This is a genomic window from Enterococcus sp. BWT-B8 (genome assembly GCF_020567625.1).
Lineage (GTDB): Bacteria > Bacillota > Bacilli > Lactobacillales > Enterococcaceae > Enterococcus_L.
The window spans coordinates 143,592-168,961 of the sequence record NZ_JAJDJV010000004.1 but is presented as its reverse complement, the minus strand read 5'-3'; the positions used below and the strand labels follow the sequence as shown (position 1 = coordinate 168,961).

The window sequence follows — 25,370 nt, the reverse complement described above, 5'->3', positions numbered from 1 at the left end:
AGGCGACTCCGAGTCTAGCTCGCGCACTACCCGCTGGTATTTCCGGCGGGTAGGCACTCATCATATAGGGTGTTTTTTTGTCTAAAAATGGATGCACAGCTGATTGCTGTTGTGTCTTTTTTTATATCATCAGAAAACTATCTGCTGCAGCTGTAGCAAATGATTTTCTGGCCGCATGGATACAGATCGCCAACAATGCTGGGTTTTTGAATAATTATTGAGCTGACCAATCTTGACCAATTATAAGGAATACTTTTTCTTCAGCCTGTCAAAGTTTTCACAGATAAAGGTATTAAAGTTTCTTTGAATCAATATTTTCAGCAATTTTTTCAGTGAGATTCATATATTATTTTTTTTGTTGTTTCACCTGAGTTTCCTTTTTTCTAATCTCTTGTTTTTGATCACTTACATGGTATCATATAAAAATCAGACTACTCTTCCAGTAAATATTTTAGGAGTGCCTTGACTGTTAGAACTCCCAATTAAAGGATTCTTTTGTTATAATGGAAACTATGGAATTAATCGAAAGAAAACATTGAAAGACAATGTTTTTTTGATAGTATTGGTGCGTGTCTGAAAACTCCAGCGTTAAATGCTTTTAGACATGCTCTAATTCGAATAAATAGGCGAAGGAGTCTATCATGGAATCAATCATAGAGTTGAGTAATATAAATTTTAGTTATCAGCTGGAGGATGCTTCTCCTGCACTAAAAGATGTTTCTTTTACTATTCAAAAAGGGGAATGGGTAGCGATTATCGGGCATAATGGGTCAGGAAAATCAACATTGGCTAAAACGATTAATGGTCTGCTGCTGCCTGTATCTGGTCATATTTCTGTTGGCGGAAAGGAACTGAATGAAGCGAATGTCTGGGATATTCGCCGTATGGTGGGAATGGTTTTTCAAAATCCTGATAATCAGTTTGTGGGTTCGACCGTTGAAGACGATGTGGCATTTGGGTTGGAAAATCAGGGGATACCCAGAAACCAGATGGTGGAACGCGTACTTGATGCACTGCAAAGGGTCCGAATGGACAGCTTTGCAACCAGAGAGCCTGCCCGTTTGTCTGGTGGTCAGAAGCAGCGTGTAGCAATTGCCGGAGTTGTTGCCTTACGTCCGGATATTATTATTTTAGATGAAGCAACCAGTATGCTTGATCCAGAGGGCAGAGAAGAAGTTATTTCTACAATTAAGAAGATTAAATCAGAAAGTAATCTAACGGTTATTTCGATTACACATGATATTGATGAAGCTGCAAATGCGAATCGAATCCTTGTAATGAAGCAGGGGGAGCTGGTTAATGAAGGAACCCCTGAAAAAATTTTTTCTATGGGCTCTGATTTGGTTAATATGGGACTGGATCTGCCTTTTCCTGAAAAATTAAAAATTGCATTGAAGGATCGGGGTATTCAAGTTCCGGAAGAGTATCTGACAGAAGAAAGGATGGTGGATTGGCTATGGACATCCGTTTTGAACAAGTAGATTTTACCTATCAGCCGAATACACCATTTGAACAGCATGCATTGTTTGATATCAATTTAACCATAAAGGATGGTTCCTATTCTGCAATTGTCGGGCATACGGGGAGCGGAAAATCGACACTTCTACAGCATTTAAATGCGTTAGTGAAACCAACAAAAGGAACAGTAACGATAGGCGATCGAGTGATTACCCCAGAAACAGATAATAAGAATCTGAAACCCATTCGGAAAAAGGTTGGTATTGTATTTCAGTTTCCTGAAGCACAGTTGTTTGAAGAAACAGTGGCTAAGGATATTGCTTTTGGTCCGCAAAATTTTGGTGCTTCTGAAGAAGAAGGTCGGAAGCTGGCAGAAGAAATGCTTGGATTAGTTGGAATGGATGAGAGCTATTTGGATCGTTCACCTTTCGAATTATCAGGTGGACAAATGCGGCGTGTAGCAATTGCCGGAGTATTGGCGATGGAACCGGAAGTTCTTGTTTTAGATGAGCCGACCGCCGGCTTAGATCCTCAGGGGCGTAAAGAAATGATGGAGATGTTTCAGCATTTACATGAAAACCGTGGAATGACGATAGTATTGGTGACACATTTGATGGATGATGTTGCCAACTATGCAGATCAGGTCTTTGTAATGGAAAAAGGACAGGTGATTAAAACAGGCAAGCCTTCGGATGTGTTTCAGGATACTCAGTGGCTCAAGAAAAAGCAACTAGGAGTACCAACGGCGGCTGTTTTTGCTGAGAAGCTGTCAGAAAAAGGTTTCTCAATAGATCAATTGCCGTTAACAGCAAATCAACTGGCTGATCAGATTCTGAATGCAAAGGCTGGTGAAGCGCAATGATGAATAAGCTGATTTTTGGACGCTATATACCGGGAGCTTCTTTTATTCATAGAATGGACCCCAGAGCAAAACTGCTAGGCAGCTTCTATTTTATAGCAATCATTTTTCTGGCTAATAACTGGCAGACTTATGCGGTATTGGCTGTCTTCACTTTAAGTGCTGCGGCACTATCAAAAATTAATCTCCGCTTCTTCATCAGGGGAATTCGACCATTAATATGGCTGATTCTGTTTACTGTAGCATTGCAGATGCTGTTTACTCAGGGAGGAGCAGTGTACTTCCAATGGTGGATTTTCTCTATTACAGAATTTGGTGTAATTAATGGGTTGTTTATTTTCTGCCGCTTCGTTTTAATCATCTTCATGTCGACTTTACTAACACTTACAACACCGCCGCTGGCTTTATCGGATGCTATTGAGTATCTGCTGCGGCCGTTCAAGGTTATTAAGGTTCCTGTGCATGAAATTTCCCTGATGCTTTCGATTGCGCTGCGTTTTGTGCCCACATTAATGGATGAAACTGAAAAGATTATGAATGCGCAACGGGCTAGAGGGGTTGATTTTGGTGAAGGGAATTTAATTCAGAAAATGAAAGCAATTATACCTCTTTTAATTCCGCTTTTTGTCAGTAGTTTTAATCGAGCAGAGGATCTGGCTACTGCTATGGAGGCACGTGGCTATCAAGGGGGAGAAGGAAGAAGTAAGTATCGGATTCTTGATTGGCAGTTCGGTGATACAATGGTTATGCTGCTGTTCGCAGCATTAACAGCAGCTTTAATTTTTATCAGAAGTTAATTATAGAAGAAGGTGAGTGAATGCCTCGTTATAAAGCAGTAATTGCTTACGATGGAACCAATTTTAATGGGTTTCAGGCTCAGCCTAACGGAAGAACCGTTCAGGAAGAAGTTGAAAAGACGTTGACAAAAATGAACAACGGTCAGGTAATTCAGGTTTTTGGGTCTGGACGAACGGATGCTGGTGTTCATGCACTCGGACAGGTGATTCACTTTGATTATCCAGAAGACAGACCATTGGAACGCATGCGTTTTGGTTTGGATACACAGACACCAGAAGACATCAGTGTAAAGAGCGTGGAAAAGGTATCGGATAATTTTCATGCCCGTTATCATGTGATTGAAAAGACATATCAGTTTCGAGTTGATATAGGTAAGCCGCGCAGTCCGTTTCGCCGTTTTTATGCGAGTTATTTTCCATATCCTCTGGATTTGGAAAAAATACAGCGGGCATTGCCTGATCTGATAGGTACCCACGATTTCACGTCATTTTGTGCTTCCGGAAGCAGTGTAGAGGATAAGGTGCGCACAATTTATGAAGCTAGAATGGAAGTTAATGCAGAAGGCGATGAACTTCTATTTACGTTCCGAGGCGATGGGTTTCTTTATAAAATGATTCGAATACTTGTTGGAACACTACTGAAAATTGGTAATGGACGGATGGATGAAAAAGCAATTCCGGCAATTTTGGAAGCTGAAAACAGAAATCTGGCTGGACCAACGGCACACCCAGAAGGACTTTATCTTAAAGAAGTCGTATATGAATAAAAAGTTTATCTGATGGATTTAATGAATCCCGTCAGATAAACTTTTTGTTTTACATCAGCATATTGTTTTCTTTTTTAAAAGTTGATGAAGCTGGATATAAAGATTTGCAAGATATTTATCTTCAATGAGATATCCATAAAATAAAGCAGAAGACCTGAATGAGTCTTTAATAGCAAGAAGGATAAACTGATAACCAAATCAATCATAGGCAGCAGTGTATTTTTCCAAATAAGGACTTATTTTAAAAGAATCCAGTTGATTCAGGAAATGATACAAACTCTTTATTGTTAAATGGTAATATATAAACAAAAAATAATGTCATAGTCCCCTAAAACCGAATAAATGGTGTTCCAGTCTTTGTATGATTCGAGCATTCGGATAAACCGTAGGCGCAGAAAAACGGATACAGTGTAATGGTTTGTCTCGAGAATCGTTAGACTCGTAGAGACAGCAGTTCTGGAAATAAGTCGAACTATACTAAAAATATGAATAACTTCAGGGAGGTATTCATATATTCCGCTGACTTGTCAGAGTAGATGATGCTGGTTCTTGAGGCAGAACACTTCTTATACGCAGGTTCTATGACCTAATGAATGGTACATATCTTTTTGTGCGACGAGTAAGCGCAGGAGCAAGTATTTTGTGCGACGAGTAACCGCAGGAGCAAGTATTTTGTGCGACGAGTAACCGCAGGAGCAAGCATTTTGTGCGACGAGTAACCGCAGGAGCAAATAAGTAGAATGATCTAGTTTGTCCCTCAAGGTCAACTTGAAAAAGAACCTCAATAAGTGATCGACCTACAAGCCCTTCTGTCCTCTTTAGTATGACAGGAAATAGCGTGTAGGTCGATCGTTTTTTCTTTTCATTCTGTTTGATGTGGGCGATAGCCCTCATGAGTGTTTGTCACAACCTCATTTATTAAATTTAAATGTTTGCTTTCTCAGGTGTAACTTTGCTCCATATCCAGCCAACAATAAAACCTATAATTGATGGAACAATCCAGCCCATACCGATTGAAAAGAATGGGAGATAGGACCCAGCCCATTCAAGGATGTTTTGGACAAATCCGCTGTCTTTAATAAAACTGGGAGAATTGTTCAATGCATCCAATAAAGCTGCCAGCAAAGTTACGTAAGTGGTCATCTGGTAGACTTCAGGTCGATGATGAAATAGCGGTCCGATAATAACCAGCAGCATCAATGTGATCGCTAAAGGATACAGGAACATCAATACTGGAATAGAAAACTGAATAATGTTTGTCAGCCCTACATTAGCAAACAGGCAGGGAAGAATACTTACTGCAATAATATAAGTTGAATAGCCAGCCTGGGGAAATAATTCAGAAAATGTTTCTGCACAGGCCGTTATCAGTCCGATCGCTGTTTTGAGACAGGCAATAATAATAATTAAAGCCAGAATCAGGCTGCCCCAGCTGCCCAAATAATGATTGGCGATTTGAGCTAAGGCAATGCCTCCATTTTCGCTTAAAGGAAATGCTCCCATACTCATTGCTCCCATATAAGCCAGCAAAGAGTATATGATGCCCATTAAAAGAATACTGACAGCTCCGGATTTAATCGTATCTCTGGCAATTTCATTAGGTTCTTCAATACCCATTCTGCGAATCGTTGTGACAATAATGATTCCAAAAGCTAAAGAGGCCAGTGCATCCAATGTATTGTAGCCTTCTGTAAATCCTTTGAAAAAGGCATGTTGCACATAGGCTTCACTTACAGGGGCTGTACCCGCTGATCCAAGTGGATAGATAAAAGCAAGCAACAGCAGAATGCCTAGTAAAACTAAAAAGAGAGGATTCAGAAATTTTCCGACATAATCCAGTATTTTAGAGGGTTTTCTGGAAAAAAGCCAGGCTGTAAAAAAGAAAAGAGCTGAGAAAAGAGCTAGAAAAACAGGCTGCTGTTGAGGCGCAATGAATGGAGCCAAACCAATTTCAAATGAAGTGGTCGCCAGTCTCGGCAGTGCAAAAAATGGACCAATTGTTAAATAAAGCAGTGTAGTAAAAATAATTGCATAAGGACGGCTGATTCGCTGAGCCAGATCAAAAAGCCCATTACTCTTTGAAATACCGATAGCAATGACTCCCAGAAAAGGCAACCCTATTCCGGTGATTAGGAAGCCCAAGTTAGCCCAAAAGACGGCTGAACCAGCCTCCTGTCCCAGATGAACAGGGAAAATCAAATTACCGGCACCAAAAAATAGGCCGAAAAGCATAGATCCGACGAAAAGATATTCCCGCCAGGAAAGTTTTTTATTCATTTTAAGTCTCCTCTTGATGATAAAATTGTGACAGCTTGTTGCTTAACTCAAGCTGCTAGAAGCATCTTTATTAAAATAACAGACTTAAGAAGACGAGGCAAGACATTGGAATAAGAATTTATTGTCTTTTCATAATAGAGAAACTAGTGTATTTTTCTATAAAGGCAACTGTAAGAATTGTCATGCTCAAGTAAGCGGGCTGCCCGATTTATTGCTGAATCGAGCCAAACTAGCTGTAAAGTAGTATAAAATTTAACTGAGCTCGCTTCTTTCAAGGAATACTTATTGAAGCTGCTCAGTTTTGTCATTGAAGTATATGAGTTAAAATTTTCTAGCATGGAACATCATTTATAGACTATCTTTTATTGTAATTTATAATTTGGTCAATACACTAAGGCAAAATGAAGGCAAATAAATAGTCATCGCAATAATCCCCGTTGATATAGAATTCATCAACTAAATGTCCCTCTTGAATAAACCCATTTCGTTTATAAAAAGCAATCGCTCGTTTATTTGGTCCCATTACCCGCAGGGATATTTTGTGAATATTATAAACTGGAGCAATTTCTTTTAGATGGGTTAGAAGATGTTTTCCTGCTCCAACGGATTGAAAATCAGGATGAACACCAATCCCAATCATCCATTGATGTTGATGAGAGGGGAGCGGGGTTGGCGGATGAACATCAACAAATCCGATTACTTTTTCTGAAAGAACGGCAACAAAAATCAATTTATCCCCCATCCGTTCTTTATATTGTTCGACATTGTCATAATGGTGGAGAACAGGAGAATTTTCATTGGTCCAAATACTGTTCTCAATATGCATCAAGGCTGTATAGTCCTGCTCTTGCACTTTCCGAATGATTATTGCTTCAGTCATGGCTATCCCTCTCTTGTATTTATTTTTTGACTACTATTTTGTTTTAGGAAAAAGTCCTTCTAGTTGATTATAAATCAATTTTCTCTGTGTGGAATCGGCGAATAAGTTTTTCCTGATGAGACGTTAAAATGTCCTCCAACTGAATATCATATTTATCCGCCAGAATAAAAATATTATCTAAAACATCACCTAACTCTTCTGTCAGCTGCTGCCGCAATACGTGTTGTTCTTTATCCGGCTCATCGGGACGGTCACGACCAATTTCCAAAGCGCGTACTGCCTGCGCCACTTCACCGGTTTCTTCTGATAAAAAATTTACTCGAATAAAAGGATTCAACTCATACCATCCTCTTTTTTTATAAAAGTCGCTAATCCATTTCTGGTAATTTTGTATATTCAATGAAACTCCCCCTTTATCTTCTATTTATCATATCACAAGATTACTTAAGATCCATTCACAATAGAAGGACAGATAAAAAAATAACTGCTATAATCAAAAGCAGCAGAGTGAGAAAGGAACGGATTTTTGTATGACAACATTTTATTTGATTAGACATGGGAAAACAGAGTTGAACAAAAAGACTTGTTTTCAAGGCGGAGGCATTGACTCGCCATTGCTTTCAGAAGGCATTGAACAGGCGGTTAAACTTGGGCAATATCTGTCGAAAACGACTTTTGCAGCAGCAGCTGTCAGCACGCAAAAACGCGCTATGGATACAGCAAACTATATCTTGACAGAAAACCAATACGTGAACGATTTAACTGTACAGTATTATGATGAATTAAAGGAGCTTGGATTTGGTGAGCGTGAGGGAATCGAAGTGGATATTGCTGATCAGCAAACTAACTATTTACGCCAAAGACCAGATCTGTATAATCCTTCTGAGTTTAATGGTGAAACCTATGACTCGCTGATTAAACGAGGAATGAGCATGGTTGAAAGGTTAAGCACAGATTATCCGGACGGCAATGTCCTGATTGTGGCTCATGGGGTTTTACTGCTGGTATTGATCAATTATCTGATGGGTGAAGAGAAAAGAAATTGGCGGAAAAATGGTCCATTGGAAAATACAAGTGTGACGGTGATACACAAAGAACAGGGGAACTGCATTTTAGAAACATTTAACGATGTCTCCTATCTGGAAGAGCAGCTGCCGTAAATAAGCAATCGGGTTAAAAGAATAAATGAAACGGGGAAATGTATTGAAACGAATAGCAGTATATTGCGGCGCCAATAAAGGAAATAATCCTGTTTATCAGGAACAGGCAAAAAAGCTGGGAAAATGGATGGTTTCTCAGGGGTATGGTCTTGTGTATGGCGGCGGCAATGTTGGGTTAATGGGAATTATTGCTGACATAGTTTTGCAAGAGGGCGGTGAAGTAATTGGCGTGATGCCAACATTTCTGGTGGATAGAGAGATTGCTCATCCGTCTTTGACAGAACTGATTGTTGTGAAGGATATGCATGAACGGAAGAAGAAAATGATGGATGAGGCTGATTGTTACTTAGCTTTGCCCGGAGGACCAGGTACGCTGGAGGAGATTTCCGAAGCAATTTCATGGGCTCGTGTGGGAGAGCATGCACATCCATGTGTCCTGCTGAATCCGAATGGCTATTACGATTTGCTGGCTGATTTCTTTAATCATATGGTTACGGAAGGATTCCTGTCACAGGAAGATCGTGAAAATATTCTAATTACAGAATCATTTGATACCATAGAAGAATTTATTAGAAATTATCAGGCGATGAAAGTCAGAAGCTACAAGGAATAACAGGATAAGCATCAAACCAAAAAGCAGCGGTTCATCCCAGAGCCGCTGCTTTCTATAAATATATTATCATTTTGATAATATCCGCTGAAGAAATTCTTTTGTCCGCTCCTCTTTTGGATGGGCAAAAAATTCTTCTGCGGTCCCTTCCTCTGCTATGACCCCTTTATCCATGAAAATGACGCGATCAGAAACATCACGGGCAAACTCCATTTCGTGAGTGACGATCATCATTGTCAGCCCGGTATGAGCCAGGCTTTTTATTGTCTTTAACACTTCTCCTACCATTTCAGGGTCAAGTGCAGAGGTTGGTTCATCAAATAATAAAACATCGGGATTCATGGACAGTGCACGAGCAATTGCGACACGCTGCTTTTGTCCTCCGGAAAGTTGTGCCGGCTTCGCTTTGATAAAACGAGCCATACCGACTTTTTCCAAGTTTTCTTTTGCTATTTGCTCAGCTTCGCTCTTTGAGCGTTTCAAGACAGAGAGTTGTCCGGCCGTACAGTTATCTAAAACGTTTAAGTTATTAAATAAATTAAATTGCTGAAATACCATGCCCAAATGAGTTCTGTATTTAGGCAGATCATAACCAGGTACTAAAACATTTTCTCCCTGATAGATAATTTTTCCTGCTGTTGGTTTCTCCAAAAGATTGACGCAGCGCAGCATTGTCGATTTTCCAGAACCGGATGAGCCGATGATGGTTACGACCTCTCCTTTTTCTACAGTCATGTTGATATCTTTTAACACTTCGTTTTCACCGAAATTCTTTTTTAGATGTTCAATTTTAATAATTGTATTCATGAGCGGTCTCCTTATTTATCTTCACCGGTAATAACAGCTTGCTCTGCTTCTTCAACTGGAATATATGCAGCAGGTCCGTCGATTCGTTTTTCTACCCAGCGTAAAATGCGGGTTATTGTAAATGTCAGTATGAAGTATATTACACAGATGATAGAGAATGTTTGGAAAAACTGATAATTTGCTCCGGCAGCCGAATTTCCCTGGAAGAACAAATCGGATACTGAAATAACACTCAATACAGAAGTATCCTTAATATTAATAACAAATTCATTCCCTGTTGCCGGCATGATATTCCTGATAACCTGAGGCAGTACAATTTTAGTCATCGTCTGACTGTGCGTCATTCCAATCGCCTGTGCAGCTTCAAACTGTCCTTTATCGACAGAGAAGATTCCACCGCGAACGATTTCCGACATATAAGCTCCGGTGTTAATGGAGACAATGAATAAAGCGGCTGCCGTACGATTTAAATCAATACTGAATGCCAAAGCAATTCCATAATAAATAACCATCGCCTGTACCATCATTGGTGTACTGCGGAAGATTTCTATATAGGCAGACAATAACCAGTTACTGACTTTTTGGAGAGCATATTTCCCTTTATTCTCTGACTCTGGAACTGTCCGAATGACACCAATCAATAAACCGATTAGAGTACCGACAACTGTACCGATAAGTGCCAGAAGTAAAGTCGTTCCTGTACCACGAAGGAACAGCACACCATATTGATTTAGAATATTTTTAAAATCAGTCAGCAAACCAGGTTTTGATTGGTTCTCATCTCCGATATTTTCAGCTGCCGGTTGATCAATGATTGCCTGATCCATGATTTTCGTTCGTTCTTCTTGAGAGATGCCTGCTAAAATTTCGTTTATTTTATCAAGATTTGGATCTTCTTTACGCAGTCCAATAGCAATCGTTGTATCTGCAGGATCTGTTTGGAAGCCGTTCTCTTCGCTAAATTCAACCATTTTGATGTCAGGATTAACACTTGCAGCAGTAACACCCTCAGGACGTTCACTGACATAACCGTCAATGACTCCGGAAGCTAAAGCTGTACGCATGGCACCGAAATCTGCCTGTGCCTGTTGTTTCTGGACACCGGGAATTTGATCAATCACTGTGTAGTGGAAGGTATTTAGCTGAGCGGTAATTTTTGCCCCTCTGAAATCTTTAATACTTTTTGCGTCTGCGTATTTACTGTCTTTGCGGGTAACAATCACCAGATTTGATTCATAATAAGGGTCTGAAAAATCAATTTCTTTTTTTCGTTCCGGCGTTGGCGACATGCCTGCAATAACAGCATCTATTTTACCGGACTGTAAAGCAGGAGCTAAGCCGTCCCATTTTGTTTTTACAATCACGAGACGTTTATTCAAGCCTTCTGCAACTTTTTTTGCGATTTGTACATCGTAACCGCCAGCATAAGAATGATCCCCCGGAATTGCGATAGCCCCGTTTGCATCAGTTGTCTGAGTCCAGTTGAATGGTGCATATCCTGCTTCCATGCCGACCCTAAATTCACCGTTTGCGATGCTTGAAGTTCCTTCAGCAGTGACACTCAGCGGCATCCAGACAATCCCTAGTAATAAAGTGAACAATAAGCTGAAGGAAAAAAATTGTTTGTTCTTAATCATTTTATTTATCCTCTCTTTCTACATAACAAAAAACAACCATGCGCATGCTGGTTGTTGAAATCAAAAATTCCTCAACAGAAACATAGCGCAACTTGGCATTACTGCCAAGACAGTCCATCAGCTATTTGCATGATGTCCCAATATATAACAGGGAGGCTGCTATATATTTCGGCGATTGTTCCTAGGCTTGCTTCAAAGTGTCCTCTCACTCCGCAAGATTAATAAAAATCGCGACCTCTACCTCAGTCTGAGGTACTTATTTAGTTGTCTTTCAAGTAGTAACCAGTCTACGTTATCTAAAGAAAAAAGTCAATAGATTGGAAGTAGGTTGAGGGAAGAAAATGTGTTCTGTTTTATAGTGAAGGAATTTGGCTTCGTTCTTCTAACCTGTGGTAAAATGAGAGTACATTGACTAATTCTGTTTTTTGAAGTATAAATAACAAGTTACAGGGTTTTTTTGTAAGGTTTCTAAAATATAAAATATTTGACTATACTATAAGAAAGAAAATGTGAAAGAAAATGACAAAATTAAATCCGGTTTATCGTATTTTTTCTGTGTTTTTTGGAACAACGTTAACAGCATTTGCTATTTTTATATTGTTAAAGAGCGGATATGGAACAGATACCCTAAGTGTTTTTCTTACTGGAGTGCAAAATCATATTCCGTTGGAGTTTGGCTATCTTAGTATGCTGTTCAACTGTCTGGTTATTATTGCAGCCTTTTTCATTAAAAGGGAATTGATTGGTCCTGGGACTATTATCAATGGTTTTGGTATAGGGATCATTCTTAATTTCTTTTTTTCAATTTTTGGTGATTGGGAGCTTTCTTTTTCATTAATCTGGGCAGTAGCAGCAGCTGTACTTTATGGCGTGGGTATTGGCTTCTATGTTTCAGCTCAAATGGGATCGGCAGCCATCGAGTGTCTTTCTTTTATTCTGGAAGCATACAGTAAATTTAGTCTGCGTGTTGTTAGAATAACTCTGGATACCAGTCTGGTGATTGTGGGTATTCTGCTGGGAAGCAAGGATTTTCATGTGGCGACCTTTATTTGTTTGCTGGCAACAGGACCTATTGTAGAGTGGATGCTAAGAAAAAGCATGAAAATTGAAGAGAACCGCAGCGAATGATTTTTGCAGCTTTTTATTTTGAAAAGACAGCTGTGAGAGTAATGGAACGGTCGATCATGGAGAACAAGCTGATAGCCAATTGCGTAACTATTTTCGACAGTTCTGGAAAGTAATTTAAGCCGCACTTTTATTTGGGTAGTGAATCGTGAAGGAGGAGACAGATGAGGGGCATAAAAGAAAAAATCATTTTGGAGAGTAAGCGTCTGGGAATCGATAAGATTGGTTTTGCCTCTGCAGAACCATTTTCTCATTTGGAAGATTCACTAAAGGAGCAAAAAGAACGAGGTTACACTTCTGGTTTTGAACATCCGGTAATAGAGGAACGAATTTATCCTGAAAAAACATTTCAAAATCCTCAAACAATTATAGCAATTGCACTGGCTTATCCGACAAAAATTAGGGGAAAAGTTCCAAGAGATGAAAAGAGAGGACAGTTTGCCAGAGCCTCATGGGGAATTGATTACCACGATATATTGCGTGAAAAGCTGAATCAGCTGATTGCGTTTATTCGAAAGCAGGCCGACAGCGTAGAGGAGCAGGAGGAATGGCAATTTAAGCCGCAGGTGGATACAGGAGAATTGATTGATGTTGCAGCTGCACAACGAGCCGGTTTGGGATTTATCGGTAGAAATGGGTTGCTCATCACAAAAGAATTTGGTTCTTTTGTTTATCTGGGGGAAATAATAACGAATATTTCATTTGAACCAGATCAGCCAGTTCCTTTTGGCTGCGGAGACTGTACAAGGTGTATTAAAGCCTGTCCGACAGAAGCACTTTTGGGAGATGGCAGAATGAATGCCAAGCGTTGTCTGTCCTACCAAACACAGACAAAAGGAATGATGCCGGAAGAGTATCGAAAAAAGATGCATAATATTATTTACGGCTGTGATATTTGTCAGATGGTCTGTCCTTATAATAGAGGGAAGGATTTTCATTTTCATGAGGAAATGGAACCTCAGCCAGACGAAGTATATCCGAAGCTTCAGCCGCTGCTGTCACTTTCCAACAGAGAATTTAAGGAACAGTTTGGACATCTTGCCGGTTCATGGCGGGGCAAAAAGCCGTTACAGAGAAATGCATTGATTGCTTTGGCTAATTTAGGCGGCAGAGAAGCGTTACCTGAAATTTTGAAGTGTGCGGGGGATGTACGTCCAGTGATTCGTGGTACCGCAGTGTGGGCAATCGGTAAACTTGGAACTAGAGAACCGCAGAAATGGCTTGATATTTTACGGGAGATTGAAGAAAATGAAGATGACAAAGAAGTTTTGGCAGAAGCAGGGAAGGCCATTGAATTTTTAAGGAAATATGCTTTTGGTAGTCAGCAGGTGACTCGGAGGAAAAAATAGCTAAAAGATAAAAAATAAAAGATTGCAGATGAAAGTTAGATTGTTTTTGTCTTTGTGTATATTAAAATAAGATAAATGATTTTATGAAGATAATGGATGGAGAGCATGTCTCGCATTTATTATCTTCTTTATTGTTAATTTATTTTAATTAGACCTGCAGTTAAAAAGATGCGTGTCTTCATACTTAGTGTAGGATTTGAATTTATAAGAGAAATGTTTTAAACGTCTTGATAGAGGTGCAGGATTGCTTCATGCCCATCTGTCTTTAGTTCTTTCATTTCTTGGATTCGGAAGTTGTTAGAGGCTGAATTCAAGTACTCAACAATGTGAAAGCGGTCGACAATTACTTCTGCTATTATAGAACTGTTTTTTGTTTGAAGAGTACAGCGCATAAAAATTTTGTTCTCTGTTTCTGCTCCAATTACAGGGACTGTGAACCCTACCTGGTTATAAAAATTCTTGGCGGTAATATTCTCCGGATGAAGACTTAGCCACAATTTATCATTATCAAATGCTTCACTCAGATGGGTTAGAAGAAGCTGCAGTGCTTATTTTCCGTAACCCTTGCTTTGTTGAACATGGCTGATCATAAATCTCAATAGATTCAAATCTCCGACATCATCCAACTGGTAAGCAAGAAACCCAATCGGTATTTCTTCTTTGTAAATCGCCAGTATGCTCATTGCATCTTCAAATTTTGATTCGGCCAGAGAATAGATATTTGAAGGAAGATATTGGCTCTGTCTTTCTGAAACACTCAATGAAGCAATCGCCTGCCAGTTATTTTTGGTGATTTTCTTTAGTTCAATAGTCAGGAAGATTCCTCATTTCTTTCATCGATTTTCTAATCAAGAATAGTTTCCTACTATTATAGTGGACTTAAACAACATGTAACTAAATAGCAGTTGTTCAAAGAATACATAAATAGAAGGTTCTGCTAAATTTTATAAGGTAGATTGACTTGTGAGAGTGTGTCCAAAAATGATTAACGACAAACCGATAAATATTTAACTGTTGTCAGGAAAAATTGTCAGGAGAAAGTAAACCAGATTTATATTTTCTATCAATTTGATTAATGGAAAGATAACTTTTGCACTTACATATGAGGAGCCTATGAACTTGCCGAAATTACTGGGAAATCTATCTGAAAAAGACAGTTGATGCTTCATTTTTAAAAGGAAAAACAGATAAATTCTTTGAAAAAATGATGAAAATAACATAAAACTTGCTTTTTTATATTACATTTTTGATATATACTACATTTTTTTTGAAAAAAAACTTCATTTATTATTGGAAAAAGATTAGAAAAAGATAAGTGAACACAAATTTTACATGTTCTTTATAAAAAATGGTAGTTTTTTTAAGAGGCTGTTAGATTGCTAAAACCCTTATATAAAGGGAATGCTTAATGCTTCTTTTACAGAGTGTTACGAAAAATAAATACTCGTAATGAATTGTCACGATATTTTCACCTATGAAATACGATGAGATGATAAAGTATGAAACGTCTCATTGAGAGGCAAAAATCATTTTTGCGAAGGAGAATAGATAATGCGATCTATTAAAACAATTCTTTTAGGAACAATCTTAGCAGCAGGCTTTGGAATTTTTGTAGGAACAACAGACGTACATGCAGACACTTTATATACAGTTCAATCAGGGGATTCACTTTCAAAGATTTCCCAACAATTTGGCGGGGATGCTAATTTCATCAATAAAATTGCTGAAGACAACAACATTGATAACATTCACATGATCTATGTAGGTCAGGAGCTGGTAATCAAAACAGGTGAAGGGACGGAAATAGCTGCAGCACCTGCAGCAGCAGTACAAGTAGAAACTCAACCAGCAGCACAGCCGGCAGCAACTGAGTCTGCAGCTGCATCAGCATATACAGGAACTTCATCATCAGCAAAAGAATGGATTGCACAAAAAGAATCAAACGGTTCTTATACTGCAACTAACGGAAGATATATTGGAAGATACCAATTAGATTCTTCTTATCTGAACGGAGACTACTCTGCAGAAAACCAGGAACGTGTAGCAGATCAGTATGTTGCACAACGCTATGGCTCTTGGGAAGCAGCACAAGCTTTCTGGTTGGCTAACGGCTGGTATTAATAATTCGCTGGGTACAATGAAAGCAAGAGGGCGTGACAAACACTCATTCCCTCACCAAACAGAATGAAAATAAAAAAGAATTGACCTACAGGCTATTCCCTGTCATACGAAAGAGGACAGAGGCGGCTTGTAGGTCGATTTTTTTTGCAAGTTGACCTTGAGTAACAAACTAGGTCATCCTACTTATTTAGGGACTGTGGCATAAGTATGTCTGAGATCCCTAAAACCGAATAAACGGTGTTCCAGTCTTTGTATGATTCGAGCATTCGAAGAAGCGTAGAAGCAAGTTCCTACATGCCCCCCAGACATGCTTCGAGGATCGGAACGAAGACCTTCAATTCTTAATGGCTCTGACATTTAGAATTGAAGGACCTTGTTCGATTCTCGATACAAACGTGTTTATTTGGAAAAGTGTTGGCAACTCGGCACAGTTTAGACTGACAAGTGCTAGTTCTACTTTGCCGCTGCTGCTTATATCAGTACTTTAGCAGAAGGGTATGCGTAGCGGAGCTGCTTCGGGAACAGCGTTTATTCGGTTTTAAGGGTTCAAGTCCCCAGCGTGTTTGAGTAGTGGAAAATGTCTGGTTGAGGACAAGGATATCCATGGTGACGTGGAATCTAAAGGAAGTAATGAAGCGGAGCAAAGGAGCTGCTGTTTTTGACGTTGAACAGCTGTTAATGAGAAAATAAATAGAAATGATAGATTTCGATTCTAAATAGTAGTGTTTAAGCAAAAAAATTTATACAATGAATAAAAAACAGGAGGTGCAGAATGTGGATACACTAATTTATCATTTAAGAAGACACGCTTTATTGCGAGGAATCGTTTATGCATTAGCAGGGTTGGCAATTGTGGTGAATCCGTCTGCAGTATTTAAAATTGCTGTTTATTTAATTTCAGGATATTTGGCATTTATGGGGCTGGTTGATTTGATAGAAGGGATTAAAGTCAAACGGTCTGCAGATGTTTATGACAGCAGTTTTGTTCTTGGTATTATCTTTTTAGTCTTAGCGGGGATCGTTTTAGTATTTTCCAAAGTAATTGTGAGTATTTTTCCGATTTTTCTGGGGCTGCTTCTTGTTATGCTTGGAAGTACACGTTTGATTCAATCATTTAATCTAAGAAAATATACAGATGTTAATTGGGTACTTTTTCTCCTGTATGGCTTATTTTTATTAATCGGTGGTATTCTTTTGATATTTAATCCATTTAAGAGTATTTTGCTGTTGTTTCAATTGTTTGGTGGAATTCTTATTGTTATGGGAATCTCTGAATGTCTGACATTGTTTCAATTGCGCAAAATCGACAACTAGCTATTATTTAACAATGGGGATGTGACGAAAATATGTCATATCCCCTAAAAACTAAATAAACGGTGTTCCAGTCTTTGTATGATTCGAGCATTCGTAAGAAGTATAGGAGTAAAGCCTTTCCCTTTCGATCCTTGATACATGCAATTTAGAATGTGTATCTACAGTTTTCCTACACTACACTTCGTTTCGATCTCATCACTTTCTAAACGGCAGAGCCGCTAAGAATTGAAGGACTTCGTTTCGAGCTCAACAATTTCTAAATGGCAAAGCCATTAAGAATAGAAGGATTTTGTTCCAATTTTTGATACATAACCATCTAGTTACTGAAAGGTATCCTACAAGCTTTCTTGTCATTTCCGTAAACGCCTTATTATTGCCTCTGCGATTAATTATTTCTCTTTTTGGAATGAATGATCGCTAATTCATTTGACTATCGCACTTATATCATTTCACTAAAAAATTTGATAAACATTGTCACAAATCACTGCGATTGACCTGTCAGAGTAGACGCTCCATGATACCTACTTGATTCTCCGAGATGAACACTTATGCTCCTGCGGTTACTTGTCGCATGGAGAGCTATGCTCCTGCGTTTACTCGTCGCAGTTACGTTCGCGTATGTGCTCCTGCGTTTACTCGTCGCATGGAGAGGTACTGTATGTTTCTATCCAAGCAGGACTGGCAATTCCTCAGTTGCTTTTGAAGCTGCTTGTTCTTATCATTGAGCATCGTTTATAGAATATCCTTTATTGTAATTTATAATTTGGTCAGAGCATTAGCAGAATTGGCAGCCCAATACAAGCTAAGTTCTGTCATAACTTCGTTTTTTGATACAAAATAATAAGCTGTATTACATTTGTTATCTGTTATATAAATAAGGAATATTATTTACCTGAGGATAAATAAGTGCGTATGTTCATTTATGATGGTATAATTGTGATGTTATCTTTGAAAATATTTATGAATACAGATGTGGAGTTGATCTGAAGGTGTATCATATTCGACTTGAATCCAGAGATATACGTGAAAATCTTGCAGCAGAACACTATCTGTTAAATCATTTCAATTTAAAGGATTCTCTGGTGCTGTTTTATATCCAAACACCGTCTGTCATTATTGGACGTAATCAGAATGCACTGTCAGAAATTGATATGAGTTATGCAGAGAAAAAGAATATTATCATAACAAGAAGGCAGTCGGGCGGCGGTGCGGTATATGATGATCTGGGAAATGTAAGCTTTAGTTTTATAATGGATGCAAAAGACCATGAGTTTGGAGATTTCAAAACATTCACTAAACCCATTCTGAAAGCCCTCCATCGCATGGGAGCAGTAGGAGCAGAAATGAATGGCAGAAATGATCTATTTATAGATGGAAAAAAATTTTCAGGTAATGCAATGTATAAAAAAGGACAGAAGATGTTTATGCATGGAACATTGATGTTTGATGTGGATATGGAAGAGATGGTCTCAGTACTTGATGTTTCTCAGAAAAAAATTGAAGCAAAGGGAACGAAATCGGTGAGAAGTCACGTAACCAATATAAAACCCTATTTATACAAAGCGTATCAGAATCTGACAACTGAAGAATTTCGTGATCAGCTTCTTCTTCAGCTGTTTGAAGTGGAACGGATCGCTGATCTGGAACAATGGAGTTACCGACTTACTCAAAAGGATAAAGATAAGATACAAAATTTGGTTCAGGATATCTATGGGAACGAGCAATGGATATATGGTGAAGCACCAAAATATACCATAGAAAAAGAGGAAAAATTTCCTGGAGGTATGCTTGAACTTAAATTTTCAGTTGAAAAAGAGGTGCTGACGCACTTGAGAATTTATGGAGACTATTTTAATCAGCGGGATACCAAAGAAATTGAGGAGCTGCTGATTGGGAGCTTATATACCAAAGCTGCGATTGAAGAGAGGCTGAAAGAGATATCTTTTGAAGACTATTTTACAAATATAACTCTTCAGAATTTTGTCCAATTATTGACAAGCAGGTGACACCGGATGATTGTATTTGAAAAAGTAAGTAAGCACTATGAACAGAAAAATGAAAAAATAACAGCAGTGAAAAATGTTGATTTGTTTATCCAGCCAAAAGAAATATTCGGCATAATCGGAGAGAGCGGCTCCGGGAAATCAACACTGCTTAAACTTTTGAACACATTGGAAAAGCCTGATAACGGCATGATTACAATTGATGGAAAAGATATCTCTAAAAGAACGAAAGCAGAACAGCGGGAGGATCGCCGAAAGACAGGAATGATATTTCAGCATTTCAATTTGCTGTACAATAAAACAATCGCTGAAAATGTAGCTTTGCCGTTAAAATTGTCAGGAATTGAAAACCCTGAAAAAGTTAACGCAGCACTTCGCTTTGTAAAAATGGAAGAAAAAAGAAATCGCTTTCCAAAACAGCTGAGCGGCGGGGAAAAGCAGCGGGCAGCTGTTGCCCGCGCTTTGGTAAGCGAGCCAACTCTTCTTTTATGTGATGAGCCGACTTCTGCTTTGGACGGTCAGCATGCTTATGAAATATCAAAACTGCTGCAAAAAGTAAATGAAGAGTTCGGTACAACGATTGTCATCGTCAGCCATGAACTGGAGTTGATACGTACGCTATGCAGCCGAGCAGCAGTCATGGAAAAGGGGCAGCTGCTGGAAACAGTAACCATATCCCAGCCTGAAAAGGCACAGACTTTTTCTTCTTACTATGATCGAATAAAGGAGACTCTAAATGAATGAATATTTAACGACACTCTCCTATTATTTACCGGAACTGCTGAAAGCTTTGAGAGAAAGCGGCATAATGATGTTTTACGCTATACTTTCGGCAGTTTTTCTGGGTGTTCCTCTGGGAACGGCTTTATACCTGATTAGTAGAAGAAAAGCAGCTCGTTCAAAAATACTGTCGATCAGTTTGAATAGAGTCATTGATATTGTCCGTTCGTTTCCTTTTCTTTTGCTTGTTATAGCATTGATCCCATTTACGCGTCTTGTTGCAGGAACAGCTTTTGGAACAAAAGCTGCAGCAGTTCCTCTTAGCTTTGTTGCGGCTGCGCTTTCTGCGCGTCTGGTTGAACAGACATTGTTTGAAGTGCCGGAAGAAGTGCTTGAATTGGCAGAAATTCTTGGTGCAGGGAGAAGGCAGTTGATTTTTCATTTTTTATATGTGGAAGCGAGGTCTGGCATCGTGCTGTCGTTAACATCAGTAATAATAAGTATGGTCTCATATTCAACTGTGATGGGGGTAGTCGGTGGCGGAGGAATTGGAGACTTTGCTTTACGGTATGGATATCAAAGATATGAATATGCATTAATGTATACAGCCATTATTTTGATGATAGTCAGTGTCAGTCTGATACAGATTGGCGGAAATTATCTTGCCAAAAGACTGGATAAAAAACATTAGGGGGAATACAAATGAAAAAAATCTTAAGTATCAGTCTATGTCTTGGAGGTCTTCTTATGCTTGCAGCCGGGTGCAGGAATCAGGCAGAGGATCAATTAGAGGGAAATGTAGAAAAAGAAACCAATATTATTAAAGTAGCTTCTCATATGCCGCCGATGACGGATGTTGTAAAAATAGCCGGTGAAGTCATTGAAAAAGACGGTTATAAAATCGAACTGGTTCAAGTCAACGATAATATTCAATATAATGAGCTGCTGAATGACAAGGAAATCGATGCCAATTTTGCTCAGCATGAACCTTTCATGGAGAAATTCAATCAGGAAAAAAATGCAGACCTGGTGCTGGTTCAGAAAATTTATAATGCCAAAGTGGGCTTCTATTCTAGAAACTATACATCTGTAGAGGAAATTCCAGATGGAGCGAAAATAGCTTTACCGAGTGATATTTCCAATGAAGGTCGAGCTTTGGCGATTTTAGACGAGCAGGGGTTGATTCAATTGGAAGAAGGCGTTGGATTTGAAGGAACGATTAAAGATATAAGAGAAAATCCTAAGAATTTTGAATGGCTGTCGATAGATTTGCTTAACTTGGCAGAAGCTTATAATGAACAGGATGTCGCACTGGTCTACAACTATCCGACCTATATTGCTAAAGTTGGTTTAACACCAAAAGATGCACTTATCCTGGAAAAGACTATCGATGACCGTTTTGCAATCAGTCTGGTAGCACGAGAAGATAATCAGAATTCAGATGAAATTAAAGCACTGAAAGCTGCGATGACCAGTGATGAAGTCAAAAGCTTTTTGGAAAATGAGCACAGTGAAACATTAACACCTGCTTTTTAAGAGTGAGCTGACAGTAATAAAACAGGGAATTTATTTTTCATTCATGGAAAATAGGTTCCCTGTTTTGGTTAAAAAGACTCAAATCAGGCTAGAGCTGTAAAATGTGGGAAATATCTTTATATAAATAGGAAGAAATATTTCTAAAGAGCTGCACAAAGTGATAAATTAAGTTGAAAGCTTTCTTTTTCTGGTGGGATTATTATTTAAAAAAGAATCGTATTCTATTGTAGATGTGATTTCATAAAGATGTATCATGAGAAAAAGGAAATATAAGCTCCATTTTTAGTATTATAAGCAGAAATATTTCATTTGGGAAATAAGTGGTGAAATGATTCCGGAATAAAAATTAAATAGTTGAGAAAAGATATTTCTAGCTGTAAAATGAGAGTGGGATTAGAAAAGAATCATTATTTCTCTGTTTGTCTTCAAAATTTTAGCAATCTATTAAATTTTTGAGAAGAAAAGGACTTTTTTTTCTGGTATAATATGTTAGAGTGTCCATGGTATACAATTGTTTATTAGTAAAAATCATTATATAAATAGAAAGTAATAAAGAGTGTTAATATGTTGAAAGGAAGAAAAAGAAATGAAAAGGAAAAAAAGTCTAAAAAGAATGTGTCTTGCCAGTGCCGGACTTTTGACTGCTTCTGCAACTTCCACATTCACAAATAGTACGATTATTTCTGCACAAAATAAAACAGAAGATTCAGTCCTTGAAAGCACGGAACAACAGGATGAAATTTTATTTACAACAGAAGTATCCACTGAATATGAAAATTTTGAAGAAAGCTCAACTTCTGAGGCTGCACCGGAAATGCCGGAATCTTCTACTACTGAAAGTATTGTAGACGTGCCGATTGAAACGGAAGAAAGCAGTGAAGAGAGCATTGTAGAAGAAAGTTCGACAGAGGAAAGCAGCACGACAGAAAGCAGTTCTACTGAAGCCTCTGAGTCTGAATCTGAAGAAACAAGCAGTACAACCGAGTCAAGTACAACTGATTCAACAACAGAAGAAAGTACGTCATCTTCTTCAACAAACGAAAGTTCGGAAACAACAACAAGTTCAAGTAAACCCGATACATCAACAAGTACAAGCAAGCCTAATAAGCCGAGCAAACCGAGTGTTTCTACAAATAATAATCGGCCAAGCACATCAACAAACAACCCGTCAACTGTTGGACCGGCACAGTCGATTCCTGTATACAATCAAACGACAACAGGAACAGATTCTGGGATTTCAACCAGTGTTTACTATATTCCAAGAAATCTGACGACACAGGCATTTATTGATGAAATCAGTGAAGATGCCCGGGAGATAGCAGGCAAGAACAATCTCTATGCTTCAGTAATGATTGCCCAGGCGATTTTGGAGAGCGGCTCTGGAAACAGTGCGCTGGCTTCTGCACCTAACTATAATCTTTTTGGGATTAAGGGAAGCTACGAAGGTGAAAGTGTTAATTTTCTGACCCAAGAGGACACGGGCGGCGGCAATATGATCAGTATTCGCGCCAGCTTTAGAAAATATCCGTCATATAAAGAGTCATTAACAGATTACATGAAATTATTAAACGGCGGAGTGAACAGCAATAGCGGTTTTTACAGCGGTACCTGGAAAAGCAATACAAAGGAATATAAAGATGCTACAAAATTCCTTACAGGGCGTTATGCTACAGATACCAGCTACGCATCTAAACTGAACAGTCTGATTGAAGCTTATGATCTGACAGAGTTTGATAAACTGAATACTGAGACTGAAACGCTTGCAAGTCTAAATAATAAAGTAACACAGAAAGACAGCAAGACTGATCTAAAAAAAGAAGATAAAGAAATGGAAGAAAAGCTGGATATTCTTTATCACGTTGTGAAAAAAGGTGACTCTCTGAAATCTATCAGCGAGTTATACAATATCCCTGTCTCTGCTATTTTGGAAAGAAATCAATTTGAACGTCGAATGATTTTTGTAGGTCAGAAATTAGTCATTCCTACTACTGAAGTAAAAGAAGAAAAAACAGTAGTGAAGCAGGAAAAAATTGTTGATCGTTCTATTCGAAGTGTTCAACGTGTTATCAATTCGATGCAGGGAGAACAGGCGAATGCTAAATCTTATAAAATGACTGCTTCCAAAAAGAAAAGCAGCAGTGTCTATGAAGTGAGATCAGGCGATACATTAGCGAAAATTTCTAAAAAGACAGGAATTTCAGTTATTTCACTGAAAGAGTGGAATAGCTTAGATCAGTATTTCTTAACTGAAGGCCAGGAGTTGGTATTGACTCCGCCCTATGCGACGTCTATCTAATTGAATGTTGTCAAGTGGAAGCTGGGACAGATCCGTTATGAGGTTACAGATTGAATCATATCATTCAACTGTAATTTCATGATATGGACCCACAATTACTCGTCAAAAGGAATGGTGAATAAGTATTTTGCCTGTGTTGTGCTGCTTGTCGGTCAGCAGGGTGAATGTGCCATATTCCAGTTTTGGTTATTCAATTATATATGATAGCTTATGTGGCTGGGATTCTTCCCAGCCATTTTTGAACTATTTATATTTAAAATATAATGGTTTGGGTGAGAGAATAGAAATGAAAAAGAAAGCACCAGTGATTTTTATAAGTATTTTTGGTACGGTATTTCTAAGCTTTGTTATATTTGCTTTTAACAATCCAGGGAAAGCAGAACCTGTAGACAAAGTGCTTTTTCAAAAAGATAATCTGGATTTTTGGGTCATTACAGATACTCATTATATTGATGAGGAATTGTATGATTCAGGTGAAGCTTTTCAGCGTATTCAAATGACAACTGCGGGAAAAGATTTAAATTATCAGAAAGAAAGTCTTCAGGCACTTATAACAGATGCTGCAGCTCGAAAGCCGGATGGATTGATAGTTACAGGAGACATTACGCTGAATGGAGAATATGTCAGTGCTCAAAAATTTGCAGAAATACTGTCTCCCTTGAAGGACTCAGGTATAGAGACATTTGTCATCCCAGGCAATCATGATATTTATGATGGATGGGCACGAAGTTTTTTAGGAAAAGAACAAGAAAAGATCGATCAAATTTCTCCAACTGATTTTCAGGAGCTGTTTGCTGAGTCTGGCTATGCTCAGGCCGCTGTTCGGGATGACTCTTCTTTAAGTTATCTGGTTCAGATAAATGATGAGTATGACTTCATGTTTTTAGATACAAATATTTATACAAATGACTCTTCAAATCGTGCTCCGATGACTGCTGGTAAAATTGATTCGAAGACACAGAAGTGGATGTCGGAACAATTAAAAATTAGTTTTGATAAAAGTAAGAAGACACTGGTTTTTATGCATCACAATCTTTTTGAGCATAATGCTGTAGTGAGTAAGGGATACGTATTGAATAATGCTGAGGAGATTGGTAAGCTGCTTCAGGAATTTAAGGTTTCAGTCGTGTTTTCCGGTCACATACATGCACAGGATATTTTGACAAATGAAGCAACGGGAATTACAGAGATTGTAACCGGCTCATTTGCCATCACACCTAATCCAGTTGGAATCATTGAATTGGAAAAAGATAAGCTGACTTATTCAAGAAAAAAAACGGATGTTGATCAATGGGCCAAAAAACAGTCTCTTACTGACGAAAATATACTGGGACACAGTACTTATTTAAAAGAACTGTTTATTAAGGACAGTCGCAGAATGGGATACAGTACATTATTGGAAAATAGTTTTTATGAAGATGAAGCGCTGGACAAAGCGGTGGAACTTGTTAGTAGACTAAATGTGCGGTTCTTTACCGGTGAAGATGATATCTCTGATAAAGAAGCTGAAGAAATTAGAAAATCCGAAGCTTATAAGATTATCTATGAAGAATCCTCATTCTTAAAGGAATATCTAGATTCCATTATTCAGGACACCAATGAGAATGATTTGTTTTTTGAAAAAGAATTTATAAAACCATAACTATATTGACTA

The 25,370-nt window shown here is 38.4% G+C and carries 23 protein-coding genes and 1 riboswitch; of the genes, 16 read left to right on the top strand and 7 right to left on the bottom strand.

All coding sequences use genetic code 11. The features are described 5' to 3' along the window. The first annotated feature begins 641 nt into the window (after positions 1–641). The 4 genes from LI951_RS06135 to truA are packed head-to-tail and all read left to right on the top strand — an operon-like array spanning position 642 to position 3,881. The gene (locus tag LI951_RS06135) at positions 642–1,481 is read left to right on the top strand and encodes an energy-coupling factor ABC transporter ATP-binding protein (protein WP_202069173.1); all 840 of its coding nucleotides are present in this window, start codon (positions 642–644) and stop codon (positions 1,479–1,481) included. Beyond that, entirely contained in the window at positions 1,457–2,320 is an 864-nt protein-coding gene (locus LI951_RS06130; RefSeq protein WP_229441612.1) for an energy-coupling factor ABC transporter ATP-binding protein, read from the top strand. The genes LI951_RS06135 and LI951_RS06130 overlap by 25 nt, the downstream gene beginning before the upstream one ends. Next, positions 2,317–3,114 carry an energy-coupling factor transporter transmembrane component T family protein gene (locus tag LI951_RS06125; protein WP_229441611.1) on the top strand — a complete coding sequence of 266 codons (798 nt, stop codon included), beginning with the start codon at positions 2,317–2,319 and terminating at the stop codon, positions 3,112–3,114. The genes LI951_RS06130 and LI951_RS06125 overlap by 4 nt, the downstream gene beginning before the upstream one ends. A 20-nt stretch (positions 3,115–3,134) precedes the next feature. After that, positions 3,135–3,881 (top strand): tRNA pseudouridine(38-40) synthase TruA, encoded by a 747-nt coding sequence (gene truA, locus LI951_RS06120; protein WP_202069176.1) that lies wholly within the window; start codon positions 3,135–3,137, stop codon positions 3,879–3,881. Positions 3,882–4,805: 924 nt separating this feature from the next. Here the strand turns inward: truA and brnQ are convergent. The 3 genes from brnQ to LI951_RS06105 all read right to left on the bottom strand — a co-directional run bounded on the left by brnQ (position 4,806) and on the right by LI951_RS06105 (position 7,438). Further along, positions 4,806–6,158 carry a branched-chain amino acid transport system II carrier protein gene (brnQ, locus tag LI951_RS06115; RefSeq protein WP_229441610.1) on the bottom strand — a complete coding sequence of 451 codons (1,353 nt, stop codon included), beginning with the start codon at positions 6,156–6,158 and terminating at the stop codon, positions 4,806–4,808. A 391-nt stretch (positions 6,159–6,549) separates the two neighbouring features. Continuing rightward, positions 6,550–7,038 carry a GNAT family N-acetyltransferase gene (locus tag LI951_RS06110; protein ID WP_229441609.1) on the bottom strand — a complete coding sequence of 163 codons (489 nt, stop codon included), beginning with the start codon at positions 7,036–7,038 and terminating at the stop codon, positions 6,550–6,552. A 67-nt stretch (positions 7,039–7,105) separates the two neighbouring features. After that, positions 7,106–7,438 (bottom strand): MazG nucleotide pyrophosphohydrolase domain-containing protein, encoded by a 333-nt coding sequence (locus LI951_RS06105; RefSeq protein ID WP_202069404.1) that lies wholly within the window; start codon positions 7,436–7,438, stop codon positions 7,106–7,108. A 130-nt stretch (positions 7,439–7,568) separates the two neighbouring features. Here LI951_RS06105 and LI951_RS06100 point away from each other — a divergent pair, with 130 nt between their 5' ends. Continuing rightward, on the top strand, positions 7,569–8,198 hold the full coding sequence (locus LI951_RS06100) for a histidine phosphatase family protein (RefSeq protein ID WP_229441608.1): 630 nt from the start codon (positions 7,569–7,571) through the stop codon (positions 8,196–8,198). Positions 8,199–8,223: 25 nt separating this feature from the next. Next, complete coding sequence (locus LI951_RS06095; protein WP_229441607.1) at positions 8,224–8,811, top strand: TIGR00730 family Rossman fold protein; 588 nt, start codon at positions 8,224–8,226, stop codon at positions 8,809–8,811. A 66-nt stretch (positions 8,812–8,877) separates the two neighbouring features. On the opposite strand, the gene LI951_RS06090 is transcribed toward LI951_RS06095, so the two are convergent. Continuing rightward, positions 8,878–9,615 carry an amino acid ABC transporter ATP-binding protein gene (locus LI951_RS06090; protein ID WP_202066709.1) on the bottom strand — a complete coding sequence of 246 codons (738 nt, stop codon included), beginning with the start codon at positions 9,613–9,615 and terminating at the stop codon, positions 8,878–8,880. 11 nt (positions 9,616–9,626) lie between these two features. Further along, the gene (locus tag LI951_RS06085; RefSeq protein WP_229441627.1) at positions 9,627–11,186 is read right to left on the bottom strand and encodes an ABC transporter permease subunit; all 1,560 of its coding nucleotides are present in this window, start codon (positions 11,184–11,186) and stop codon (positions 9,627–9,629) included. A gap of 141 nt (positions 11,187–11,327) precedes the next feature. Continuing rightward, a riboswitch (Lysine riboswitch) is annotated at positions 11,328–11,500 on the bottom strand. Between the two features lie 271 nt (positions 11,501–11,771). On the opposite strand from LI951_RS06085, the gene LI951_RS06080 reads away from it, so the two are divergent. After that, positions 11,772–12,380, top strand: a complete 609-nt coding sequence (locus LI951_RS06080) for a YczE/YyaS/YitT family protein (protein ID WP_229441606.1) — start codon at positions 11,772–11,774, stop codon at positions 12,378–12,380. Positions 12,381–12,541: 161 nt separating this feature from the next. Next, positions 12,542–13,726 carry a tRNA epoxyqueuosine(34) reductase QueG gene (queG, locus tag LI951_RS06075; RefSeq protein ID WP_229441605.1) on the top strand — a complete coding sequence of 395 codons (1,185 nt, stop codon included), beginning with the start codon at positions 12,542–12,544 and terminating at the stop codon, positions 13,724–13,726. Between the two features lie 218 nt (positions 13,727–13,944). Here the strand turns inward: queG and LI951_RS15380 are convergent, their stop codons facing one another. Together LI951_RS15380 and LI951_RS06070 are read right to left on the bottom strand one after the other, a co-directional pair. Next, the gene (locus LI951_RS15380) at positions 13,945–14,118 is read right to left on the bottom strand and encodes a transposase (RefSeq protein ID WP_420705920.1); all 174 of its coding nucleotides are present in this window, start codon (positions 14,116–14,118) and stop codon (positions 13,945–13,947) included. A 156-nt stretch (positions 14,119–14,274) separates the two neighbouring features. Beyond that, entirely contained in the window at positions 14,275–14,487 is a 213-nt protein-coding gene (locus tag LI951_RS06070; protein ID WP_202066714.1) for a hypothetical protein, read from the bottom strand. Between the two features lie 790 nt (positions 14,488–15,277). On the opposite strand from LI951_RS06070, the gene LI951_RS06065 reads away from it, so the two are divergent. The 8 genes from LI951_RS06065 to LI951_RS06030 all read left to right on the top strand — a co-directional run bounded on the left by LI951_RS06065 (position 15,278) and on the right by LI951_RS06030 (position 25,358). Beyond that, on the top strand, positions 15,278–15,847 hold the full coding sequence (locus LI951_RS06065; protein WP_229441604.1) for a LysM peptidoglycan-binding domain-containing protein: 570 nt from the start codon (positions 15,278–15,280) through the stop codon (positions 15,845–15,847). A 774-nt stretch (positions 15,848–16,621) separates the two neighbouring features. Further along, positions 16,622–17,161 carry an HdeD family acid-resistance protein gene (locus LI951_RS06060; protein WP_202066716.1) on the top strand — a complete coding sequence of 180 codons (540 nt, stop codon included), beginning with the start codon at positions 16,622–16,624 and terminating at the stop codon, positions 17,159–17,161. 989 nt (positions 17,162–18,150) lie between these two features. After that, positions 18,151–19,167: a lipoate--protein ligase gene (locus LI951_RS06055; protein ID WP_202066718.1), complete on the top strand. Its 1,017-nt coding sequence runs from the start codon at positions 18,151–18,153 to the stop codon at positions 19,165–19,167. A gap of 6 nt (positions 19,168–19,173) precedes the next feature. After that, positions 19,174–19,908 (top strand): methionine ABC transporter ATP-binding protein, encoded by a 735-nt coding sequence (locus tag LI951_RS06050; protein WP_202066719.1) that lies wholly within the window; start codon positions 19,174–19,176, stop codon positions 19,906–19,908. Then, positions 19,901–20,575, top strand: a complete 675-nt coding sequence (locus tag LI951_RS06045; protein WP_202066720.1) for a methionine ABC transporter permease — start codon at positions 19,901–19,903, stop codon at positions 20,573–20,575. The genes LI951_RS06050 and LI951_RS06045 overlap by 8 nt, the downstream gene beginning before the upstream one ends. Positions 20,576–20,586: 11 nt before the next feature. Beyond that, positions 20,587–21,420 carry a MetQ/NlpA family ABC transporter substrate-binding protein gene (locus tag LI951_RS06040; RefSeq protein ID WP_229441603.1) on the top strand — a complete coding sequence of 278 codons (834 nt, stop codon included), beginning with the start codon at positions 20,587–20,589 and terminating at the stop codon, positions 21,418–21,420. A gap of 586 nt (positions 21,421–22,006) precedes the next feature. After that, positions 22,007–23,716 (top strand): glucosaminidase domain-containing protein, encoded by a 1,710-nt coding sequence (locus tag LI951_RS06035; RefSeq protein ID WP_229441602.1) that lies wholly within the window; start codon positions 22,007–22,009, stop codon positions 23,714–23,716. Between the two features lie 286 nt (positions 23,717–24,002). Next, the gene (locus LI951_RS06030; RefSeq protein ID WP_229441601.1) at positions 24,003–25,358 is read left to right on the top strand and encodes a metallophosphoesterase; all 1,356 of its coding nucleotides are present in this window, start codon (positions 24,003–24,005) and stop codon (positions 25,356–25,358) included. The last annotated feature ends 12 nt before the right edge of the window (positions 25,359–25,370 follow it).

Excerpts from the sequence above, each read along its gene's own strand:
- LI951_RS06135 (WP_202069173.1), top strand. The coding sequence starts at position 642 with ATGGAATCAATCATAGAGTTGAGTAATATAAATTTTAGTTATCAGCTG.
- LI951_RS06130 (WP_229441612.1), top strand. The coding sequence starts at position 1,457 with ATGGACATCCGTTTTGAACAAGTAGATTTTACCTATCAGCCGAATACA.
- LI951_RS06125 (WP_229441611.1), top strand. The coding sequence starts at position 2,317 with ATGATGAATAAGCTGATTTTTGGACGCTATATACCGGGAGCTTCTTTT.
- truA (WP_202069176.1), top strand. The coding sequence starts at position 3,135 with ATGCCTCGTTATAAAGCAGTAATTGCTTACGATGGAACCAATTTTAAT.
- brnQ (WP_229441610.1), bottom strand. The coding sequence starts at position 6,158 with ATGAATAAAAAACTTTCCTGGCGGGAATATCTTTTCGTCGGATCTATG.
- LI951_RS06110 (WP_229441609.1), bottom strand. The coding sequence starts at position 7,038 with ATGACTGAAGCAATAATCATTCGGAAAGTGCAAGAGCAGGACTATACA.
- LI951_RS06100 (WP_229441608.1), top strand. The coding sequence starts at position 7,569 with ATGACAACATTTTATTTGATTAGACATGGGAAAACAGAGTTGAACAAA.
- LI951_RS06095 (WP_229441607.1), top strand. The coding sequence starts at position 8,224 with ATGAAACGGGGAAATGTATTGAAACGAATAGCAGTATATTGCGGCGCC.
- LI951_RS06090 (WP_202066709.1), bottom strand. The coding sequence starts at position 9,615 with ATGAATACAATTATTAAAATTGAACATCTAAAAAAGAATTTCGGTGAA.
- LI951_RS06085 (WP_229441627.1), bottom strand. The coding sequence starts at position 11,186 with ATGCCGCTGAGTGTCACTGCTGAAGGAACTTCAAGCATCGCAAACGGT.
- LI951_RS06080 (WP_229441606.1), top strand. The coding sequence starts at position 11,772 with ATGACAAAATTAAATCCGGTTTATCGTATTTTTTCTGTGTTTTTTGGA.
- queG (WP_229441605.1), top strand. The coding sequence starts at position 12,542 with ATGAGGGGCATAAAAGAAAAAATCATTTTGGAGAGTAAGCGTCTGGGA.
- LI951_RS15380 (WP_420705920.1), bottom strand. The coding sequence starts at position 14,118 with ATGCGCTGTACTCTTCAAACAAAAAACAGTTCTATAATAGCAGAAGTA.
- LI951_RS06065 (WP_229441604.1), top strand. The coding sequence starts at position 15,278 with ATGCGATCTATTAAAACAATTCTTTTAGGAACAATCTTAGCAGCAGGC.
- LI951_RS06050 (WP_202066719.1), top strand. The coding sequence starts at position 19,174 with ATGATTGTATTTGAAAAAGTAAGTAAGCACTATGAACAGAAAAATGAA.
- LI951_RS06045 (WP_202066720.1), top strand. The coding sequence starts at position 19,901 with ATGAATGAATATTTAACGACACTCTCCTATTATTTACCGGAACTGCTG.
- LI951_RS06040 (WP_229441603.1), top strand. The coding sequence starts at position 20,587 with ATGAAAAAAATCTTAAGTATCAGTCTATGTCTTGGAGGTCTTCTTATG.
- LI951_RS06035 (WP_229441602.1), top strand. The coding sequence starts at position 22,007 with ATGAAAAGGAAAAAAAGTCTAAAAAGAATGTGTCTTGCCAGTGCCGGA.
- LI951_RS06030 (WP_229441601.1), top strand. The coding sequence starts at position 24,003 with ATGAAAAAGAAAGCACCAGTGATTTTTATAAGTATTTTTGGTACGGTA.